We start from the raw sequence: 16,802 nt of genomic DNA on the forward strand, positions 1-16,802 counted from the left end.
TTTTATATAAATAATAAGACAAGTCGATTTATTCATAAAATCAAATTATTGTGACATGTTGCGAACTTTTTCAGCAAAACTTTCCAAATCATTCTTGTCACCGTCTTTGTGATCATCAGGATACAACAGAGCGGACATAAAAAAAACACTCCCTATCTCAAGAGCTTTAGAAGCTGAAAGAGAAAAACGGCCCACTCGCTCCTGCACAACTGTTCTTTCCTCAGCACTCAAAGGTTCATCTAAGCTGGCGAAGTTATCAGCAAGAGAGGCAAGAAGTATGGCTTTTTGACGCATAAGTTCTCTATACAGATGTTCATCTTTATCATCGTACAATGCGGAACTTGCGCGTTTTTCAATATCTCTAACTTGTGCAGCCTCAGCATCAAGCCAGTTTGCTATAACTTCGTATGAATTCACAGGCATAACCTCTCCCTTATTTCGATTTTGATTACATACATTAAATATTCTAAAAATCAAAATCAAGTAAGTATAAACTTAAGAGAGTTATTTAAAACAACCCGTTGTAATTACAACGCACCGCATATCTGCCTGTAATTACCGCACTCCTGCTTATTGACGAAAGGACAAGGGCTATTCATAAACCATTTTTTGCGGGGACACCAGAACCTCCCCTTAAAAGGTTCATTGCAACCGTTCGAAGTAAGCTTCTTTCTCCGCTGGTTCCCCATAACAATAAAATCGCCTTCCGTTTGAACTCTCCAGAGTGTCATAATGACCTCCTACTCTTAAATCAGCCTTAAACTGACTGAATCCTCCTGAATTGTGACCTGATTTACAAACATCTTACTAAAATATATTATGCACCAAATATGCCATATTGACACAGTCTGTTATTCTTTCGCTTTACATCTGAAACGAATGATTTTACCCATGACTGTCGACAGTGCGTCATGCGCTATAAAATAAATCCGGTATGAATTATTTCAAATCGCCACCGGTTCAAGGAGTCTGTTTTGCCAATACTTTCCGCCAGTGTCGGACTTACCCGCTATAGAATTGTAGAAGAAGTTGAGGATGATCTGATCAGATCTATTCCGAATCTTTTAGTAAAATACGCTTTTAAAGATATTGACCACACCGCTGAAGAAAGATCTTTCGGCTGGGTGAATATGGATGATATGCTTGATGATAAATGGAGCATTTCTCCTCCTGAAAAAGGACAATATTATACTTTTTCACTTCGGCTCGACACGCGCAGAATTCAACCTGCCGTACTGAAAAAACACTTACAGATAGCCCTTAATCACGAGCTTGAAGAAGCAAAAAAAGAAGGCAAAAATTTCATATCACGTGATAGAAAACGTGAATTAAAAGAGCAGGTAACATTAAAAATACGCGCTCGCAGTCTTCCTATTCCGGCCATTTTCGACGCAGTATGGAACGTGCCTGATAACAGATTGTATTTTGCCTGTTCAAACTCAAAAGTCTTGGACATGTTTGAAGAATACTTCACTGACACCTTCGAACTGACTCTCGAACCGCTGACTCCTTTCTTTCTGGCAATGGATATGCTCGGAGAAGACGCAGCGCAGAAACTTGAATCACTGGACCCAACATACTTCGTAGGCTAGCAGACTGATGAAAAAATGCCATTTGCCGCGTTGCTGCGTAAATATCAAACTTTCACGTATCAGGAATACGTTTCAACCTTGATATTTACTTGCGCCTAACATCTGACGCTTTTTGATCAGCCTGGACAGTACAAAAATAAGGATAATTTTATGGACCTGTTACTTCTTGCAGAAAGGGAAAACACCCTGCTGGGTCAGGACTTCCTGACATGGCTCTGGTATAAAAGTGAAATTCGCGACGGTCTTTTCGAACTCGAAAACGGTGAACGCTTCCTGCTTTTCATGGAACAGCGCATGTCTGTTCAGGGCGGAGAAGGCGAAAATATCGATACTGCCACGGTCAACTCCTCAAGCGGAGATATGACTGAAGTTCTGATGGGGTTGAAAACAGGTAAAAAAGTTACCCGTGCCCAGTTGAGAATGGAAGTTGACGAAAACGCATGGCAAGTGCAAATCAAAGCAGAAGATTTTGCCTTAAGCGGTCTTAAAACCCCAAAAGTCGAAATGAAGGATGAAGAGGGAGATGATCCTGATTCTAAATTCCTTGAAAAAATATTCCTGATCGAAAAAAGTCTTTCTTTGCTGGACTGTGTTTACATGGAGTTCATAAAAATCAGAATTTCCAATAATTGGCAGGATGAAGTCGCAAAATTCCGCCACTGGCTTCGTAACGACGAAGAAAAATAAAAGAGAAAATATAATGGCCCGGATAACATTAGCCGCATTCGGTGACAGCCTGACTGAAGGGTATGGTCTCCCCGCATACAGTTCTTTTCCAGCACAACTGGAAAGAAAACTGCTTGAGGAAGGCTGCAATTTGGAAATTTCTAACTACGGAATTTCCGGCGACACCTCCGCCGACGGCCTGTCACGACTTGTGGATGTTATTGAAAGCAAACCGGATGCTGCCTACATTGAATTCGGAGCAAACGACTGCTTTCAACTTGCCGATCCAGAACAGGTTAAGATTAATATTGTTGCAATGGTTGAAGCCTTTCAGGAAGCACGTATCCCTGTGATCCTGCTAGGCTTCAAGCCCATGAATTTCACCCCTCAATCATATGCTTTAGCTTTCAACTCAATCTTTTCAGATATCGCACAAAAATATAACATTCCTCTTTACGCAAACCTCATGAAAGGAATAGGCGAAAACCCGGAATATTATCAGACTGACGGCATCCACCCTAACAATGAAGGGGTTGCCATAATGACTGAAAACATTTTCCCCCTATTCAAATCCTTCTATGAAGAACTGATTGCTTAATATTGTAATTTTCTTCCAAGAAAGTTATCTTTTTACAAAGAAATGGAGAACTGATGGAAGAAAACACAAATCCAGAACCTCAGGAAAAACCTGCAAAAGCAATTGAGAGACCTTCAATTGCTCTGATTATTGGTTCCGAGGGCATTAAATCTTTCTGTGCATTGCCGTTTATCGAGTACTTGCAAAAAGAAAATATTAAAGTTGATCTCGTAATTGGAGTAAGCGGCGGAGCTCTTCTGGCTGCCTTTCTAGGGGCAGGATATAATCTTACACAAATTCAAGACATTTTCTCTAAAGCAGTAGATCCACGCTTTTTCAGAGAAATTAACCATAAATCCGTCATGGATATAGCTGATATCGGTCAGGGTAAATTTTCAGCAGAATCAGGCATTCTAAAAACAGATTCCCTTCGCAAGACATATGAAACTCTGTTTAAGAATATGGACATTTCTGACCTCAAACCTAAAACCCTGATCACCACCACAGACCTTACCACCGGACTGCCTGTAATCCTTGAAAAAGGAAACCTTGCGCAGGCTATCTATGCAAGCAGCGCTGTGTATCCATTGATGCCCCCTGCAAATATTGACGGCAAAAAATTAATTGACGGAGCATTCTCATCTCCCATGCCGATAATGGAATGTGTGAAACGACACATTGATATCATCATTGCCATATACTTTGATGACGCGTGCAATCCGGAACCTGAAAATTTTATTGAAAGCTACTTTAATTCATCAAGAATTTTCAGAAGATCTATTCTCACCAGCCAATTACCGCTTTCCATCGACATGCACCATCATGAAATAATACCGATTTATATAAGGCACCCTCGCCCAATTGAAATGTGGGAAATCAAGAAGATTACTGAGATTGTCCATGCCGGAAAAGTTGCGCTTACAGCTAAAAAGGGGAATTTTAAAGAGGCTGTTTTTGAGTTTAAAAAGAAAGTTGAACTCAAAAAAGAAGAACTGCAAAGAAAGAAAGAAGATAAAAATAAAACATCAGGAACACTAGGATCTCCAGCTCCTAAAAACGAACCAAAGAATCAAGAAACAGTAAAACGTAAAATCAAGATAGTTAAAAGCAATAAAGAAAGAACAGGAGCGTGATCATGAGAATTCTACTATTGACGATTGCCCTTCTATTTTCATTTTATTCAACTGTTTCAGCACAAGAATTAATATTAGGTACGATTTTCGAAACAAAAGGGGAAAATGCCCTTACCGCGCAGGAGACTATGAACGGAGCTATACTTGCCGTTAAAAAATTCAATGATTCAAACCAAAATTTTAAAATTAAACTTGAGTGCGAATCAAGCACAAACGAACCTCTGGAAATAATTCGAGCCGTCCATAAATTGACTGCAACAAAAGGAATTACGGCCGCAACGGGCATTATTTCAGAAAACGCAGCACTCTCGGCAGCGCCAGTTTTTCAGGCGGCACAACTTCCTTTCCTGTGCACAGGGGCGCAGCTCAGCGGCCTGACCACTCCCGAAACACCTGAAACTTTCACATTGGCTGTGTCAGACAGTAAAATCGGCACAGACTTAGCAAAATACACTTTTGCAACACTTGAAGCTGAAAATATTTTTCTAATCCGATCAGATATGAATGACTCGACAGCAAAACAGGCTGAAAGCTTCTCCGCTAATTTCAAAACAAAAGGCGGAACTATCCTTTCAGAAATGCGCATAACAGAACCGGACCCTGATTTATCATACATCATGAAGGCCATTGAAGCACTAGCACCCCTACCGCAGTCAGACAGCAAAAAGACGGAGGATGCTATGGGGGTCAGCAATTATATAGATGAAGGCGCGGCAATTATTACCCAAAAACGCACGCCTCCTCCTGAAATTCAGGAAATTGAAGCTGTCGTAATTTTCGCTTCGGCAAAAGTCAGCGCTAAATTGCTAAGTCTCATGAAAGAAAAAGAAATGGCTTACAACATTGTCGGCGGAACAAGCTTTGACATGGTAGCCATGAAAAAGCCCATTGCCTCATGGTCTGGAAATATTATTTTTGCATCACAGGCAAGCCTCACCCGTGAAAACAATCTCGTTAAACTATTTGTAAAAGCTTATACGGAGTTATTCGGTGAACAACCGCAAACAGGTTATGCTGCTCTCGGTTTTGACTCTATTCTTCTGCTCGCGCATGCAGCCGGAACAACAGGAAATCCTTCCGTAAACATAAGGACCAACCTTCCAGCTGTTAATAAATTCAAAGGCGTTTCAGGTGAGATATCTTTTAAAAACGGAAGTGTAGAAAAACCACTCTACATTATTCAATCTGACGCAGGGCAAATTTCTTTAGCGGCCGAAATGCAATAATATTTAAACTTATCAAGATTCTTTCAGACTTTTCTGAACAGCCTTTGCAAGAAAGAAAATAACTGCTCCGGCACCGATTAAAACAGCAACCAATTCTAAGTTGACGGTTCCTTTCGTTACCCCTGCCTTAAGCAGATGGCCGCCCGCAGTTAAAAATACCGTTTCAGGTATAAGACAAAATACGCTCATAACCAAAAACGGAATAAACCTCACGCCTGTTACAGACCAAAGATAATTGGCCATTGAATAAGGCACTACAGGCACAATCCGGCTTAAGGCCAATACTTTCAGAGGGTGACTCTTACTGAGCTTTTCCAGATCTATAAAATATGTATTTGAACCGAATTTCTGTAAAATAGTTTTCCTGAAAACAAAACGCCCAAGCAGAAACGCCAATGCAGAACCGGCCCCCATTCCAGCAAGACTCAAGAGCGCTCCTTTAACCGTTCCGAAAAGCACCCCAGCAACAACGGTGAACAAAGTCTGCGGAACAACAAACGCCAGTCCGAACACATTTATCAAAACAAAAATTACCGGAGCAAAATTACCACTGGCTTCGACCCAATTAACAAGAGAACTAAGGTGCCCTTCTCCATATTTTTCAGCTCCAAGAGACAAAACTCCCACCACCAGTACGACTATAACTCCATGCCAAAAAATTCTACTTTTTAACCAATCACGTTTAACCATATTTACCTACTTCACTTGCGGGCTTAAATATCCTAACATCTCGATCCGAACAGAATAGCGGTTACATATTTAATTATCAACATGAGATGCTGTTTTTCAGCAAAACCAAGGAAATATATGCGTTACCAGCTTAAACTTATGGATACTCTTTCAGGAACTGGCTGCTTCGCGGCGTTCCCTGTACCGAACTTAAGTTTTTCAGATGTATTAAATCATCTGGAAGAACACCCATATGACGAATTTATGCATAACCATATGCTCGACATGCTCGGCAAACACCGCACACGCAAAATCGAAAAATTAATCACCGAAATAAAGGGAGATCCTAATAAAAAAGTGCTCGCTGCACTGATTTATGAAGCCTGCCTCACGCACCCGAAGCTGGTTTCATTAAAAGAACAGATTGAAAAAGATTTCGACGCGCAAGAACTTAAAGATATCACTCCGACACTGCACCTTCGCTCTCACCTCTTAGCGGATCAACCATTGCACAATCAATGGACTTTGGTTTTATCTGCAAACATGGAAGAGCACGAAGATCTGCCAAGCCCCGAAGAAACCGGACTCCCTCTTTTATACAAGAACGAAGAACTACCGATTAAAGCATCAATAGACGCCTCCACGGTCAGAGCTTCACTTGAAAAAGAGGGGAAACTACCTCCAGCGAAAGAACGCGCCCCTATAATCGAAGTAACAACTCACGCAATGAAGCAGCTTGAAGCCTTAGATGTTTTCCTTGGCAAGCAAATGCGCCAGAAAGGATGCCTAAGCCCTGCGGCGGTACTTCAACATTGGCAGATTAAAACAAAAACCGATAACGGCTCATTATCAAACTCACTGGATGCAATTCAAACCAGTTACGGTCGCGGTTTCTCTCTTATCGACGCGCAGGTTTCCTGCGCCATGGAAGTTGTAGAAAGAGTAAGCTCCTACGGAAGCATAGGCAAAGCCGGAATTCTTAACAGAGTTGATCCTTATCCAATTGTTAAAGGAACTTACGAAGAGGTATCAAAAGACTGCAACGCTCTTGATCCTTCCACTTTATCTCTGGAATATCCTTACGAAGGACAATCTCTCTGGTGGATGGAAGCGGACAGATTCAACGGCACGGAATACGAACAGGTTTTGATTCCAGTGCAGCACGTATTTCTCTTTTGCAACCTTGATGAGCAAAACTTGTTCAGTGGCCTTAGTTCCACAGGGCTGGCCTCAGGCAACACCTTTGCCGAAGCACAGCTCAGCGGACTTCTCGAAGTGCTCGAGCGCGATTCAGACTCAACAGTCCTTTTTGACAAAGAAAAATGTTTCAGAATTGAAAGTGATAATGCCGAAATCAAAAAGCATCTAGCTGATTTGGAAGATTCAGGAATTCATGTCTGGTTTCAAGATATGACTTCCGAGCTCGGAGTTCCCTGCTACCGCGCATTTGCTGTCGGCACACGAGGCGACATCAACAAAGGCGGCGGATGTAATCTGAATGGCAAAAGGGCACTCCTTTCAGCTCTGACAGAAGTTCCGTACCCCTTCCCCGGCCCCGCAACCTCGCCATGTCCCGAAGGATTGCCAATCCGCAAGCTGGAAGACCTTCCAGACCTGTCTACAGGAAGCACTGAGGGTGATGTGATGGTGCTTGAAACGCTCCTTACTAAAAACAATTACTATCCAATCTACGTGGATCTGACCCGTAAAGATCTAGGAATCCCCGTAACCCGCGCAATTATACCGGGCTTAGAAATTGTTTCAGACATGGATAAATTCTCGCGCATCAGCCCGAGACTTTTCAAAAACTACCTTGAAATAAAAAAAGTACTGTAATAAGCTATTGTTTCTTGACTAGTTAACAGACTCAGTATAGATAACTTTACTCCGTGCCCGGATGGCGGAATTGGTAGACGCAAGGGACTTAAAATCCCTCGAGCTTCGGCTTGTGCGGGTTCAAGTCCCGCTCTGGGTACCACGGTTAAATCAAGGGTTTACATGCAATTTAACGATTGCTTGTGGACCCTTTTTTTATGCCATTTTTCTGATTTGTCCCACTCCTGTCCCACCTATTTCCAATAAAACACCTTTCCAAACAACTGCGACAGCCCTAACTGCCGCACTCTTTTCGTGCGTTCAACGACACATTTCACCATCTACATACATTTCTTTCATTAATAAAACAAAGAGAAGCGACATGATCTCTAAGATAACTCCTTCCAAGAACGGCATAGGACGAGTTCAATATCTAAGCCTTAAAGCAGATATAGAATCAAACCTTATCGCTGGACATACACGGATTGCAATCCACAATCACTATGCCGACCAAGGTAAAATAACCTTCAGCTATAAAAGATTCTGCCACTATGTGAATCGTTACAGCTCCCACTGCCTGCAAAAAAAACAAGGTTTAAAACCTTCTCCAATTTTATCAGCCGCGTCACTTCCAGCGAAGATAAATAGCTCTGTTCAATTAGAACAAAGCCAAAAATTTTCGCATGAAAAAAATCCTTCAAACGAAAAAATTAAAGATCTCACATAAACAATAAAACCATTTTCAGGAGTTAACATGGCGACTATTCACATGATTTTACAAGGCAAAGGCGGCGTAGGCAAAAGCCTCATTGCAAGCATTATTGCCCAGCACCTGCTTGAAGATGAAAAAGAAGTCTTCTGCGTAGATACAGATCCTGTCAATGCAACTTTCGCCGGCTACAAGAGATTCAATGTAACTGCTCTTGATATAATGAAAGAAGACGACATTGATCCTAGAAGCTTTGACAAGCTTTCAGAAATGATGGCTGAGCTTCCTGACAATTCTCATATGGTTATAGATAACGGTGCGGCCACTTTTGTTCCTCTGGCTAGTTACCTTGCTGAAAACGAAGTTTTCGACCTGCTTAAAGGCCGTGGCCATTCTATCTATCTTCACAGTGTCATCACCGGCGGACAGGCTCTTCCAGACACACTGAGCGGATTAAACTCATTACTCAATGCTTTCCAAGATATCCCTATTTACGTGTGGCTGAATGGTTATTTCGGTCAAATCAGCAACGAAGGTAAAAGCTTTGAAGAATTCAAAATATATCAAAACAACATTCAGCGTTTTGCTGCTCTCATAAAACTTCCGCAGAAGAAAAAAGAAACCTTCGGGAAAGACTTAGAAAATCTCCTTTCGTCCCGCCTGTCATTTCAGGAAGCCATTCAAGGTGAAACTCCGCTCATGATGAAACAGCGTCTGCATATGATGTGGCGTGAAATCAGAGCTGAACTCCAACAGTGCGGGGTTTAAAGCAATGCCAAAACTAAACCCCCTCAAGATTTATCTTGCATGCCCGTATACCAGTCCCAAGGTGCTGGTAAGTAAGTTCCGCTACGAAATGGCCAATGTAGCAACGAAGCTAATCCTTCAAAGTGGCCACCTTGTTTATTCTCCAATATCCCACTCCCATGGAGTAAAAAGCGCAGGAAATCCTATAGCCTGTAGCTGCTGGAAACGTCTTAATGCAGATTTCCTTGATTGGGCGGATGAGCTGTGGGTTCTAAAACTTGATGGCTGGGAAGAATCTCAAGGAGTAATAGAAGAACTTGCGACTGCACGTTGTAAGAATAAACAGATCTCGTATTATGACCCTGAACCAGTCAAAAGGCTCTTATCCTCTTTAAAGATCGAAGAACAAAAAGTTCACGATCCATTTTTCAGCACCCTACTAAATGAACTTCCTCCTGTTTTTTCGCGCATAGACTTACCCCAATTTATTGGAACTCTTTTCAGCGTTGGCTACATGTCAAATTTAGATTCAGCAGGAGACGGGCCAGAGTATAGAAGGGTTGGCGGTAAAATTGTTTACGAACGAGAATTATTTGTCACTTGGCTTGAAAACCGTTGCCAAGAAAAAAGGGATAGAAGCTTCGATTTTTGCAAAAAAAAGGAAGAGAACAATGACTGATATCTCCTCCTTGCTTGAATGCCCATGGTGCGGAGCTTTTGAAGATAAACACCTCCACCTCCTAAAGAAAGATATATCTATAAACCATTATAATAGTACGAAGTATTACGTGCAGTGCCTTAATTGTGCAGCACAAGGGCCAAGTGCCGCAACTAAAGAAGAAGCTATTAACTTCTGGGGAACTCTTGAACGAGGATGTGAGGGGGAAGGCAAAAATTATCTCCAAGAATTTCTTCAATTAGGATCTGTGCTTTTTAGTACAACATATATGGATATTTTTGATTTCTCACAGGACGAGAATACTCAAGAGATTAGTAAAGTAGAGAAGTTTTATTCTGCAACAGCTCAAGAATACGACCATTTATTTTCTAATATCGCTATAGAAAAAGAAGCAAAGTATTTTTGTAAAAAACTTAGTTATCTTATAGACCACGGGGCTGGAGATTTTTCAGAGAATTATCCTAGTTACCCTCTGCGCTGGAAAAAAAATTTACCAAGGGTTCCAGATTTACTGGAATTACTAAAGAAAGCAAAGATTGACCTCAATGAATCTGAACTCGCTAGCGACATAGGTGAAGTCTTAAGCCAATTTGAAGAAGCTCAGAAAAGCTTGAACGATTCCGAGAGGCTGGAAAATGCCTAAGATCACCCACAGCCCCCTCACCATCCAAAAAGTGCGCGATCTCATTACTGAGAAGCATAACACCTTACTTGATGAGAACGACCCCATTCTCATGCTCGTAACTATGCACCGCGCCTTTCTGGATGAGTTTGAATTGATGCTGAATCAACAAACTACGGTAGCTGAAGAACACATGAATGAGCATGTGAAAGCTTTTGCAACTGAAGTTCGTAAGTCAACAAACATCCTGTTGAGCAAGGCGGTCAAAGCCAACGTTGAAAACTGCATTGCTGAGATCGGCCAGCATCAAGAAGTCATGTCCAACTTCCTCTCTACAATCAAAACGTGGAGTCTCTTCGCCGGGATAATGCTCATTCTATCAATAGCCACAACTCTTTCAGTTCTTGTGTGGGGTTCATGATGGAAGATCGTCTTGTAAACAACCTGCTCCACAATATGGGGCAGAGCATCATATCAGCTCTTAAAGATGAGAATGTTGTCGAAATCATGGTTAACCCTGACGGCAAACTTTGGGTCGAAAAGCTCGGCGAAGAAATGAAGGTTGTCGGCGAGATACCTGAGGTTCGGACAACCATGATCATATCACTGGTTGCCAGCGCACTTAAAACAACCGTGACCGCTGACAACCCTATAATTGAAGGGGAACTTCCTAAAGCATCACCCCTTAACGGTAGCCGATTCGAAGGGATTTTCCCTCCAATTGTAGAGGCTGCTTCTTTTACTATTCGTAAAAAAGCAAGCCGTGTTTTTCCGCTTGAAGATTATGTCCAAAATGGGGTCATGACACTTGATGCAATGAACTCCATTAAAAAAGCCATTGCCGACAAAAGAAACATTGTAGTTGTCGGCGGCACAGGCTCTGGAAAAACAACGCTAGTAAATGGAATCATAAAAGCCATTTCCATAATTTCTCCATATGACCGACTTGTCATAATCGAAGACACTTCTGAATTGCAAAGTCATTCACATAACACAATATCTCTACGTTCTTCAGATCATACCTCCATCCAAAACTTGGTTCGGGCGACCATGAGACTTCGCCCGGACCGGATACTCGTTGGGGAAGTAAGAGGTGGAGAAGCTCTTGATTTACTCAAATCTTGGAACACAGGACATCCCGGCGGAGTTGCAACAGTTCATGCAAATTCTGCGGCTGAAGGATTGCTCCGAATTGAACAACTAATATTAGAAGCAAGCACTTCCCCTATGCCTAATCTGATCGGATCAGCTGTGGACTTTTTGATTTACATCCGCCGCACCAAAACAGGCCGGATTGTTTCAGAAATAGCCACGGTTTCAAGCTATGACTCTCATAACCATAAATACAATTTGGAGTATGTTTACAGTGAAGAAAAATAACCTCCTCCTTTTACTGGCTTTGGTCTTGATAATCCTGATGCCTGAAAATGTTTTTGCGTCCAATTCCATCAGCGAATTCGACAGTCCTTTTGAGGCTGTTGTCGGAACGATTACCGGCCCAGTGGGGCGCTGGATATCAATAGCAGCCATGGGTCTCACAGGCGTAACCTTCGTGCAAAAAAAAGATGAAATTCAAGGAGGATTCAGACTGTTACTTGGAGTGGTATTCGGAATCGCATTCATAGCTTTCGCTTCATCAATTGTAGACGGCTTATTCAGTTTCAGCGGAGCGGTACTATGAGAGTAGTCCCTATACACAGATCGCTTCACAAACCTTCGATGGTAATGGGTGCAGAGCGAGAACTGGTTATGTTCTCAGCTCTAATTTCAATACTTGTCGGGATAGGTGGTTTTACTCTTCTATCAGCCTTAGCAGGACTGATTTTTTGGATGGTGACCATCTTCATACTTAGACAAATGGCCAAGTCAGATCCGCAAATGTCTAAAGTCTGGTGGAAGCACCATAAACAGCAGGATTACTATTCTGCCCGCGCAACTCCGTGGCGTAATTAAGAGGAATAATAAAAATATGATTTCTCTTAAAGATTACCGCAATACGGCTAAAGGTTTACCGGACTTGCTTCCATATGCAGCAATGATCGGAAACGGTGTTTTGCTTTGCAAAGACGGTTCATTGCTTGCTGGCTGGAAGTTCAGGTCACAGGACACGGCATCAAGCACTCCTGACGAACTCGCAACGGTCAGCAGCAGAGTGAACAACGCTCTTAAAGCCTTGGAATCAGGATGGATGCTTCATGTAGAAGCTGTGCGTTCTCCGGCCCGTGAATATCCGCATCCGGGTTCCAGCTTTTTCCCTGACGAAGTAACAGCAATGATTGAAGATGAACGGCGAGATATTTTCCAGTCTGCCGGAACTTTTTACGCCACTGAGACATATATCATTGTCACCTATAAGCCAGAATTCGCAGCACAAAAGCTGAGTGAGTTGGCATATACCAATGCAGTCGCAAGCACCCCTTTTGAAAAAGCACTTAGCAAATTTCTGACAGTTCTAAGGGAACTTGAAGATTCCCTTTCCCTTTCAATGTACCTCGACCGGCTTAAGGACGAATCCTTTGAAGATGAATATGGAAATCTCAAAAATAGTTCCTCATTATTAGCCCTTCTGAATAAATGCATAACCGGCGAGGACCATACTGTTCTGCTTCCGAGCACACCAATGTATCTCGATGCTCTGCTTGGCGGGCAAGACCTTATTGGAGGACTTCAACCGGCTATCGGGAATAAACTTATAAAGGTCATATCAATTGATGGATTACCACAGGAAAGTTGGCCATCAATGCTTTCGTGTTTTGAAAGCCTATCCATTGAATACAGATTTTCAAGCAGATTTATCTGCATGGATCAATTCGAATCTCTCAAAGAACTAGAAAAATATAGAAAAACATGGAGACAGCAAGTTTTCAAGTTTTGGGATTCAATGTTCAACAATCCCAATGCAAGGGCTAATCGGGACGCTCTTTCTATGGCCGAAGATTCAGAAGAAGCCATAGAAGAGATTCAATCCGGATTTGTCGGTGCAGGGTTTTATACAGCATGCATAATTTTGCTTGGAGTAGACCTTCAAGAGCTTGAGGACAACACTAGAGAACTTCGACGCATGATTCAAAGCCGAGGTTTTTCCTGTCGAATCGAATCCATAAACGCCTTGGACGCATGGCTCGGAACTCACCCCGGCAACTCTACAGCCAATGTTCGCAGACCGATCATTAACACTATGAATCTAGCCGATCTTTTGCCTTTGGCAACTATATGGGCTGGCAGAGAACATAATCCTTCACCAAGGTTTCCACCGTCATCCCCGCCTCTAATGTTCTGCGCAACAGATGGCTCAACACCATTCAGGTTAAATCTTCATGTGGATGATCTTGGCCATACTCTTGTCTTCGGTCCGACCGGAGCAGGTAAATCGACTCTTCTCGGAATTATAGCGGCTCAATTCAGACGCTACCCTAAAGCCACAGTGTTTGCTTTTGATAAAGGCAAGTCCATGTTGCCTCTCTGTAAGGGCGTTGGAGGATCACATTATGAAATAGCTGGTGAAGATTCAACTCTGGCTTTTGCTCCATTGCAAAACATTGATTCGGATGCAGAACAAAGCTGGGCCACAGAATACATTGAAAATCTAGTCACTTTACAGGGTCTGACGGTTCTTCCTGCTCACCGTAATGCAATCCATGTCGCCATGAGCAGAATACGTGAGAACCCGTCAAACATTAGGTCTTTGACTGATTTTTATCACAGCCTTCAAAATGAAGAATTAAAGGAAGCTATCAAGCATTACACAAGAGAAGGTTCAATGGGGGTCTTACTTGATGCTTCTTCGGATGATCTTGGAATATCTAATTTCATGGTGTTTGAAATTGATGAAATAATGAACCTTGGTGACAAAAATTTAATCCCCGTTCTTCTCTATCTTTTCCACCGCATAGAAAAAGCTCTCACCGGACAACCCGCTCTTTTAATTCTTGATGAAGCGTGGATCATGCTTGGTCACAAAGTATTCAAAGAAAAGATCAGAGAATGGCTCAAGGTTTTACGCAAAGCCAACTGTGCAGTTGTGCTTGCCACACAGTCTTTATCTGATGCTGTAAGATCTGGAATTTTGGATGTTCTTGTGGAGTCCTGCCCTACAAAAATATTCCTGCCGAACCCGTCTGCAATTCAGGAAGATCAATTCAAATTATACAATGGGCTGGGTCTAAACGGTCGTCAAATTCATATCATCGCCTCCTCCATACCTAAGAGAGATTACTACATTGTTTCCCCTGAGGGACGCAGATTGATTGATCTTGCGCTCGGCCCTATAGCTCTCTCCTTTGTGGGGTCTGCTGATAAAATAAGCCTTTCGCGCATTAAAGAACTCTCATCAAAGAATAGTGAGAATTGGCCGGTAAAATGGATTGAAGAAAGACAAGGAGATTTTAGATGAAATTACTAATAGCGAATATTCTTCTTTTGCTTTTGCTCACAGCGACTCCAGCGTCTGCAATGGTCGTTACCTGCACAAATTGTAGTGACAGATTTTTACAAGCTCTGGAACGAGCCACAAATATTGAACAGCTCCAATCACTTTATAAAACTTATGCTGAAGAGATGATGCAGACTCAGCAGCAAATCATGATGGTACAGCAAAATATCAAGCAATATACCAACATGATCAAGAACACTATTCGTCTGCCATTTGCCATTAAAAATAGTGTCATAAGAGATTTCAAACGACTGGCTAATATTTCCAAGAATTTGGTTAGCACTGTCGGTGACCTTGAAGTTTTAGATGGAGTCTACGAAGCGCAATTTCCAAGCTTCAAATCTGCAAAACAACTCACAAATCTTCCGAATGAGGAACTAAATCCCAAATATAAGAAGTATTGGTCACAATGGTCTGCAAGAGTTGATGAAGCAACAAAAGCAACTTTTAAATTATCAGGACAGCAACTGAAAGACCTCGGTGAATCCGAAGAATTTGACTCACAAATTGAAGATCTTCTGAGTTCTCCTGATGGGCGTATGCAAGCCCTTGAAGCGGCAAACCAACTTGCCAGTATTCAGATACAGGAAATCAGGAAATTAAGAGCTCTTTTAGCTGTCCAAGCACAAAATAAAGCTCTCATTAATGAAAAGGCTGAGAAGGACGAACAAATTCTGAGACACGATCAGGATAAGTTCTTTAATACAAACTTTAAGGACATCCGCATGGAAGATGCGGGCCCTGAACCTCTCGGTTTTTAGGAGTATCAGTCATGCAAATTGGCAAAACTGTACTCTACTTATCCCCTGCTCTAGCAGTCGTGATGCTGTTGTCTTTTTCAACGTCATCCTATGCTCAAGAAGCTGAAATACTGTCTCAAATAGCGGTTCAATTTCATTCTAAAGCCAGTCAGTGGGATGAACTTTTGACTGAACACGCTTTAGTATTGTTTCGCCTTCTATTGATTTTGGATGTTTGTCTTCTGGGAATAAAAATAGCGCTCAAACATACTGAAGTTCAAGATGCCTTTGCTGAGTTCATAATGCTGGTACTATATGCGGGGTTAATGCTCTCAGTCGTTATCTACTACAAAGATTGGACAAATCAGTTAATAACAGGACTGACCGGCATTGCTCAAGAATTGGGTGCGCCTCCTGTAACGGCAGGAAGCATTTTTCTAGCAGGAGTTCAAATATTTGAAACTCTTCTGGATAGTCTAACTGTAAACGTTGCCAAATCACTTGGCATAATCATCATTGCCATAGCAATTTGCATAACTTTCTCACTAATCGCCGCTCAAGTTATTTTAGTAAAATGTGAAGCGTACATCATATTGAATGCGGGAATTATTTTACTCGGATTCAGTGGTTCAAAGATCACCAAAGATTACGCAATAAATTTCATTAAATACGCTTTTTCAGTCTCCGTAAAACTATTTGTAATGCAACTTCTGCTTGCTCTCAGCATCGATTTTATCACCGAATTCAGAAACACCGGAGCAAGTTTTGACCGAGTTCTAGTCGTACTCGGTGCTTCAATTGTTATCCTAGCCTTATCCATGTCTATTCCCGACATAATTTCCGGACTCATCAACGGACCTTTAGCCTCATCTGGAGGCTATCTTACATCTTCTGTCTCGGCAGTTAGCACCGGAGTCATGGCCGCAACTCAAGGCATGCGGGGAATGGCAGGAGGTGCTGTTGATGCAAAACGCGGAGTGGATGCCATTCGCGAGGCAAGCTCTTTCGCAGACTCAGCTGGAATGAGTGGATTTGGAAAACTCGGTCATATGGCCTCCACAGGAGTCAATGCCATGAGAGACAACCTATCCCCGACCAAAACAAGCGGAGTCCGTAGCAGTGTGAAAACACAACATGAAACATTCAAAATGGAACAGGATAGTCAGAATTCCAAAAATGGAGGCAAATCCTAACA

At 42.1% G+C, this 16,802-nt stretch carries 20 protein-coding genes and 1 tRNA gene; 18 read left to right on the forward strand and 3 right to left on the reverse strand.

Features of this window, described 5'->3' with window-relative positions:
• Positions 1–45: 45 nt before the first annotated feature.
• Both BLT41_RS05710 and BLT41_RS05715 read right to left on the reverse strand, forming a co-directional pair.
• The gene (locus BLT41_RS05710; protein WP_092159210.1) at positions 46–423 is read right to left on the reverse strand and encodes a hypothetical protein; all 378 of its coding nucleotides are present in this window, start codon (positions 421–423) and stop codon (positions 46–48) included.
• Between the two features lie 104 nt (positions 424–527).
• Positions 528–731, reverse strand: a complete 204-nt coding sequence (locus tag BLT41_RS05715; RefSeq protein WP_092159212.1) for a hypothetical protein — start codon at positions 729–731, stop codon at positions 528–530.
• A gap of 243 nt (positions 732–974) precedes the next feature.
• Between BLT41_RS05715 and BLT41_RS05720 the strand changes: the two genes are divergently transcribed.
• The 5 genes from BLT41_RS05720 (at position 975) to BLT41_RS05740 (ending at position 5,194) form a co-directional block, all read left to right on the forward strand.
• Positions 975–1,592 carry a recombination-associated protein RdgC gene (locus BLT41_RS05720; protein WP_092159214.1) on the forward strand — a complete coding sequence of 206 codons (618 nt, stop codon included), beginning with the start codon at positions 975–977 and terminating at the stop codon, positions 1,590–1,592.
• A gap of 150 nt (positions 1,593–1,742) precedes the next feature.
• Entirely contained in the window at positions 1,743–2,279 is a 537-nt protein-coding gene (locus BLT41_RS05725) for a hypothetical protein (protein WP_092159216.1), read from the forward strand.
• Positions 2,280–2,292: 13 nt separating this feature from the next.
• Positions 2,293–2,856 carry an arylesterase gene (locus BLT41_RS05730; RefSeq protein WP_092159218.1) on the forward strand — a complete coding sequence of 188 codons (564 nt, stop codon included), beginning with the start codon at positions 2,293–2,295 and terminating at the stop codon, positions 2,854–2,856.
• Positions 2,857–2,909: 53 nt separating this feature from the next.
• Positions 2,910–3,968 carry a patatin-like phospholipase family protein gene (locus BLT41_RS05735; RefSeq protein ID WP_092159222.1) on the forward strand — a complete coding sequence of 353 codons (1,059 nt, stop codon included), beginning with the start codon at positions 2,910–2,912 and terminating at the stop codon, positions 3,966–3,968.
• A gap of 2 nt (positions 3,969–3,970) precedes the next feature.
• Complete coding sequence (locus tag BLT41_RS05740; RefSeq protein WP_092159227.1) at positions 3,971–5,194, forward strand: ABC transporter substrate-binding protein; 1,224 nt, start codon at positions 3,971–3,973, stop codon at positions 5,192–5,194.
• Positions 5,195–5,206: 12 nt separating this feature from the next.
• Here the strand turns inward: BLT41_RS05740 and BLT41_RS05745 are convergent, their stop codons facing one another.
• Positions 5,207–5,884: a TVP38/TMEM64 family protein gene (locus tag BLT41_RS05745; protein WP_092159228.1), complete on the reverse strand. Its 678-nt coding sequence runs from the start codon at positions 5,882–5,884 to the stop codon at positions 5,207–5,209.
• Between the two features lie 117 nt (positions 5,885–6,001).
• Here BLT41_RS05745 and BLT41_RS05750 point away from each other — a divergent pair, with 117 nt between their 5' ends.
• The 13 genes from BLT41_RS05750 to trbL all read left to right on the forward strand — a co-directional run bounded on the left by BLT41_RS05750 (position 6,002) and on the right by trbL (position 16,800).
• Positions 6,002–7,699 carry a YcaO-like family protein gene (locus tag BLT41_RS05750; protein WP_092159229.1) on the forward strand — a complete coding sequence of 566 codons (1,698 nt, stop codon included), beginning with the start codon at positions 6,002–6,004 and terminating at the stop codon, positions 7,697–7,699.
• A gap of 55 nt (positions 7,700–7,754) precedes the next feature.
• Positions 7,755–7,841 (forward strand) — tRNA-Leu (locus BLT41_RS05755).
• Positions 7,812–8,405 (forward strand): TraK family protein, encoded by a 594-nt coding sequence (locus BLT41_RS17755; protein WP_280141306.1) that lies wholly within the window; start codon positions 7,812–7,814, stop codon positions 8,403–8,405. Before BLT41_RS05755 ends, BLT41_RS17755 begins: the two co-directional genes overlap by 30 nt.
• A gap of 27 nt (positions 8,406–8,432) precedes the next feature.
• A complete protein-coding gene (locus BLT41_RS05765; protein WP_092159231.1) occupies positions 8,433–9,155 on the forward strand; it encodes a nucleotide-binding protein in 723 nt (240 codons plus the stop codon).
• A 4-nt stretch (positions 9,156–9,159) separates the two neighbouring features.
• A complete protein-coding gene (locus tag BLT41_RS05770) occupies positions 9,160–9,813 on the forward strand; it encodes a DUF1937 family protein (protein ID WP_092159232.1) in 654 nt (217 codons plus the stop codon).
• Entirely contained in the window at positions 9,806–10,456 is a 651-nt protein-coding gene (locus tag BLT41_RS05775) for a hypothetical protein (RefSeq protein ID WP_092159233.1), read from the forward strand. The genes BLT41_RS05770 and BLT41_RS05775 overlap by 8 nt, the downstream gene beginning before the upstream one ends.
• A complete protein-coding gene (locus BLT41_RS05780; protein WP_092159234.1) occupies positions 10,449–10,856 on the forward strand; it encodes a hypothetical protein in 408 nt (135 codons plus the stop codon). Before BLT41_RS05775 ends, BLT41_RS05780 begins: the two co-directional genes overlap by 8 nt.
• A complete protein-coding gene (trbB, locus tag BLT41_RS05785; protein WP_244512201.1) occupies positions 10,856–11,815 on the forward strand; it encodes a P-type conjugative transfer ATPase TrbB in 960 nt (319 codons plus the stop codon). The genes BLT41_RS05780 and trbB overlap by 1 nt, the downstream gene beginning before the upstream one ends.
• Positions 11,793–12,116, forward strand: coding sequence for a TrbC/VirB2 family type IV secretion system protein (locus tag BLT41_RS05790; RefSeq protein WP_092159236.1), 324 nt, complete (start codon positions 11,793–11,795; stop codon positions 12,114–12,116). Before trbB ends, BLT41_RS05790 begins: the two co-directional genes overlap by 23 nt.
• Complete coding sequence (trbD, locus tag BLT41_RS05795) at positions 12,113–12,388, forward strand: conjugal transfer protein TrbD (RefSeq protein WP_031483918.1); 276 nt, start codon at positions 12,113–12,115, stop codon at positions 12,386–12,388. The genes BLT41_RS05790 and trbD overlap by 4 nt, the downstream gene beginning before the upstream one ends.
• 16 nt (positions 12,389–12,404) lie before the next feature.
• Entirely contained in the window at positions 12,405–14,828 is a 2,424-nt protein-coding gene (locus tag BLT41_RS05800) for a VirB4 family type IV secretion/conjugal transfer ATPase (RefSeq protein ID WP_092159237.1), read from the forward strand.
• Entirely contained in the window at positions 14,825–15,628 is an 804-nt protein-coding gene (gene trbJ, locus BLT41_RS05805; RefSeq protein WP_092159239.1) for a P-type conjugative transfer protein TrbJ, read from the forward strand. Before BLT41_RS05800 ends, trbJ begins: the two co-directional genes overlap by 4 nt.
• 11 nt (positions 15,629–15,639) lie before the next feature.
• Complete coding sequence (trbL, locus tag BLT41_RS05810) at positions 15,640–16,800, forward strand: P-type conjugative transfer protein TrbL (RefSeq protein WP_092159240.1); 1,161 nt, start codon at positions 15,640–15,642, stop codon at positions 16,798–16,800.
• Positions 16,801–16,802 lie beyond the last annotated feature (2 nt).

It is taken from the genome of Maridesulfovibrio ferrireducens, from assembly GCF_900101105.1.
GTDB lineage: Bacteria > Desulfobacterota > Desulfovibrionia > Desulfovibrionales > Desulfovibrionaceae > Maridesulfovibrio > Maridesulfovibrio ferrireducens.

What these genes read in the sequence shown, in the direction of transcription:
- BLT41_RS05740 (WP_092159227.1), top strand. Translation starts at nt 3,971, where the DNA reads ATGAGAATTCTACTATTGACGATTGCCCTTCTATTTTCATTTTATTCA.
- BLT41_RS05715 (WP_092159212.1), bottom strand. Translation starts at nt 731, where the DNA reads ATGACACTCTGGAGAGTTCAAACGGAAGGCGATTTTATTGTTATGGGG.
- trbL (WP_092159240.1), top strand. Translation starts at nt 15,640, where the DNA reads ATGCAAATTGGCAAAACTGTACTCTACTTATCCCCTGCTCTAGCAGTC.
- BLT41_RS05780 (WP_092159234.1), top strand. Translation starts at nt 10,449, where the DNA reads ATGCCTAAGATCACCCACAGCCCCCTCACCATCCAAAAAGTGCGCGAT.
- BLT41_RS05710 (WP_092159210.1), bottom strand. Translation starts at nt 423, where the DNA reads ATGCCTGTGAATTCATACGAAGTTATAGCAAACTGGCTTGATGCTGAG.
- trbD (WP_031483918.1), top strand. Translation starts at nt 12,113, where the DNA reads ATGAGAGTAGTCCCTATACACAGATCGCTTCACAAACCTTCGATGGTA.
- BLT41_RS05745 (WP_092159228.1), bottom strand. Translation starts at nt 5,884, where the DNA reads ATGGTTAAACGTGATTGGTTAAAAAGTAGAATTTTTTGGCATGGAGTT.
- BLT41_RS05750 (WP_092159229.1), top strand. Translation starts at nt 6,002, where the DNA reads ATGCGTTACCAGCTTAAACTTATGGATACTCTTTCAGGAACTGGCTGC.
- BLT41_RS05735 (WP_092159222.1), top strand. Translation starts at nt 2,910, where the DNA reads ATGGAAGAAAACACAAATCCAGAACCTCAGGAAAAACCTGCAAAAGCA.
- BLT41_RS05800 (WP_092159237.1), top strand. Translation starts at nt 12,405, where the DNA reads ATGATTTCTCTTAAAGATTACCGCAATACGGCTAAAGGTTTACCGGAC.
- BLT41_RS05790 (WP_092159236.1), top strand. Translation starts at nt 11,793, where the DNA reads ATGTTTACAGTGAAGAAAAATAACCTCCTCCTTTTACTGGCTTTGGTC.
- BLT41_RS05725 (WP_092159216.1), top strand. Translation starts at nt 1,743, where the DNA reads ATGGACCTGTTACTTCTTGCAGAAAGGGAAAACACCCTGCTGGGTCAG.
- trbJ (WP_092159239.1), top strand. Translation starts at nt 14,825, where the DNA reads ATGAAATTACTAATAGCGAATATTCTTCTTTTGCTTTTGCTCACAGCG.
- BLT41_RS05770 (WP_092159232.1), top strand. Translation starts at nt 9,160, where the DNA reads ATGCCAAAACTAAACCCCCTCAAGATTTATCTTGCATGCCCGTATACC.
- BLT41_RS05765 (WP_092159231.1), top strand. Translation starts at nt 8,433, where the DNA reads ATGGCGACTATTCACATGATTTTACAAGGCAAAGGCGGCGTAGGCAAA.
- BLT41_RS05775 (WP_092159233.1), top strand. Translation starts at nt 9,806, where the DNA reads ATGACTGATATCTCCTCCTTGCTTGAATGCCCATGGTGCGGAGCTTTT.
- BLT41_RS05730 (WP_092159218.1), top strand. Translation starts at nt 2,293, where the DNA reads ATGGCCCGGATAACATTAGCCGCATTCGGTGACAGCCTGACTGAAGGG.
- trbB (WP_244512201.1), top strand. Translation starts at nt 10,856, where the DNA reads ATGGAAGATCGTCTTGTAAACAACCTGCTCCACAATATGGGGCAGAGC.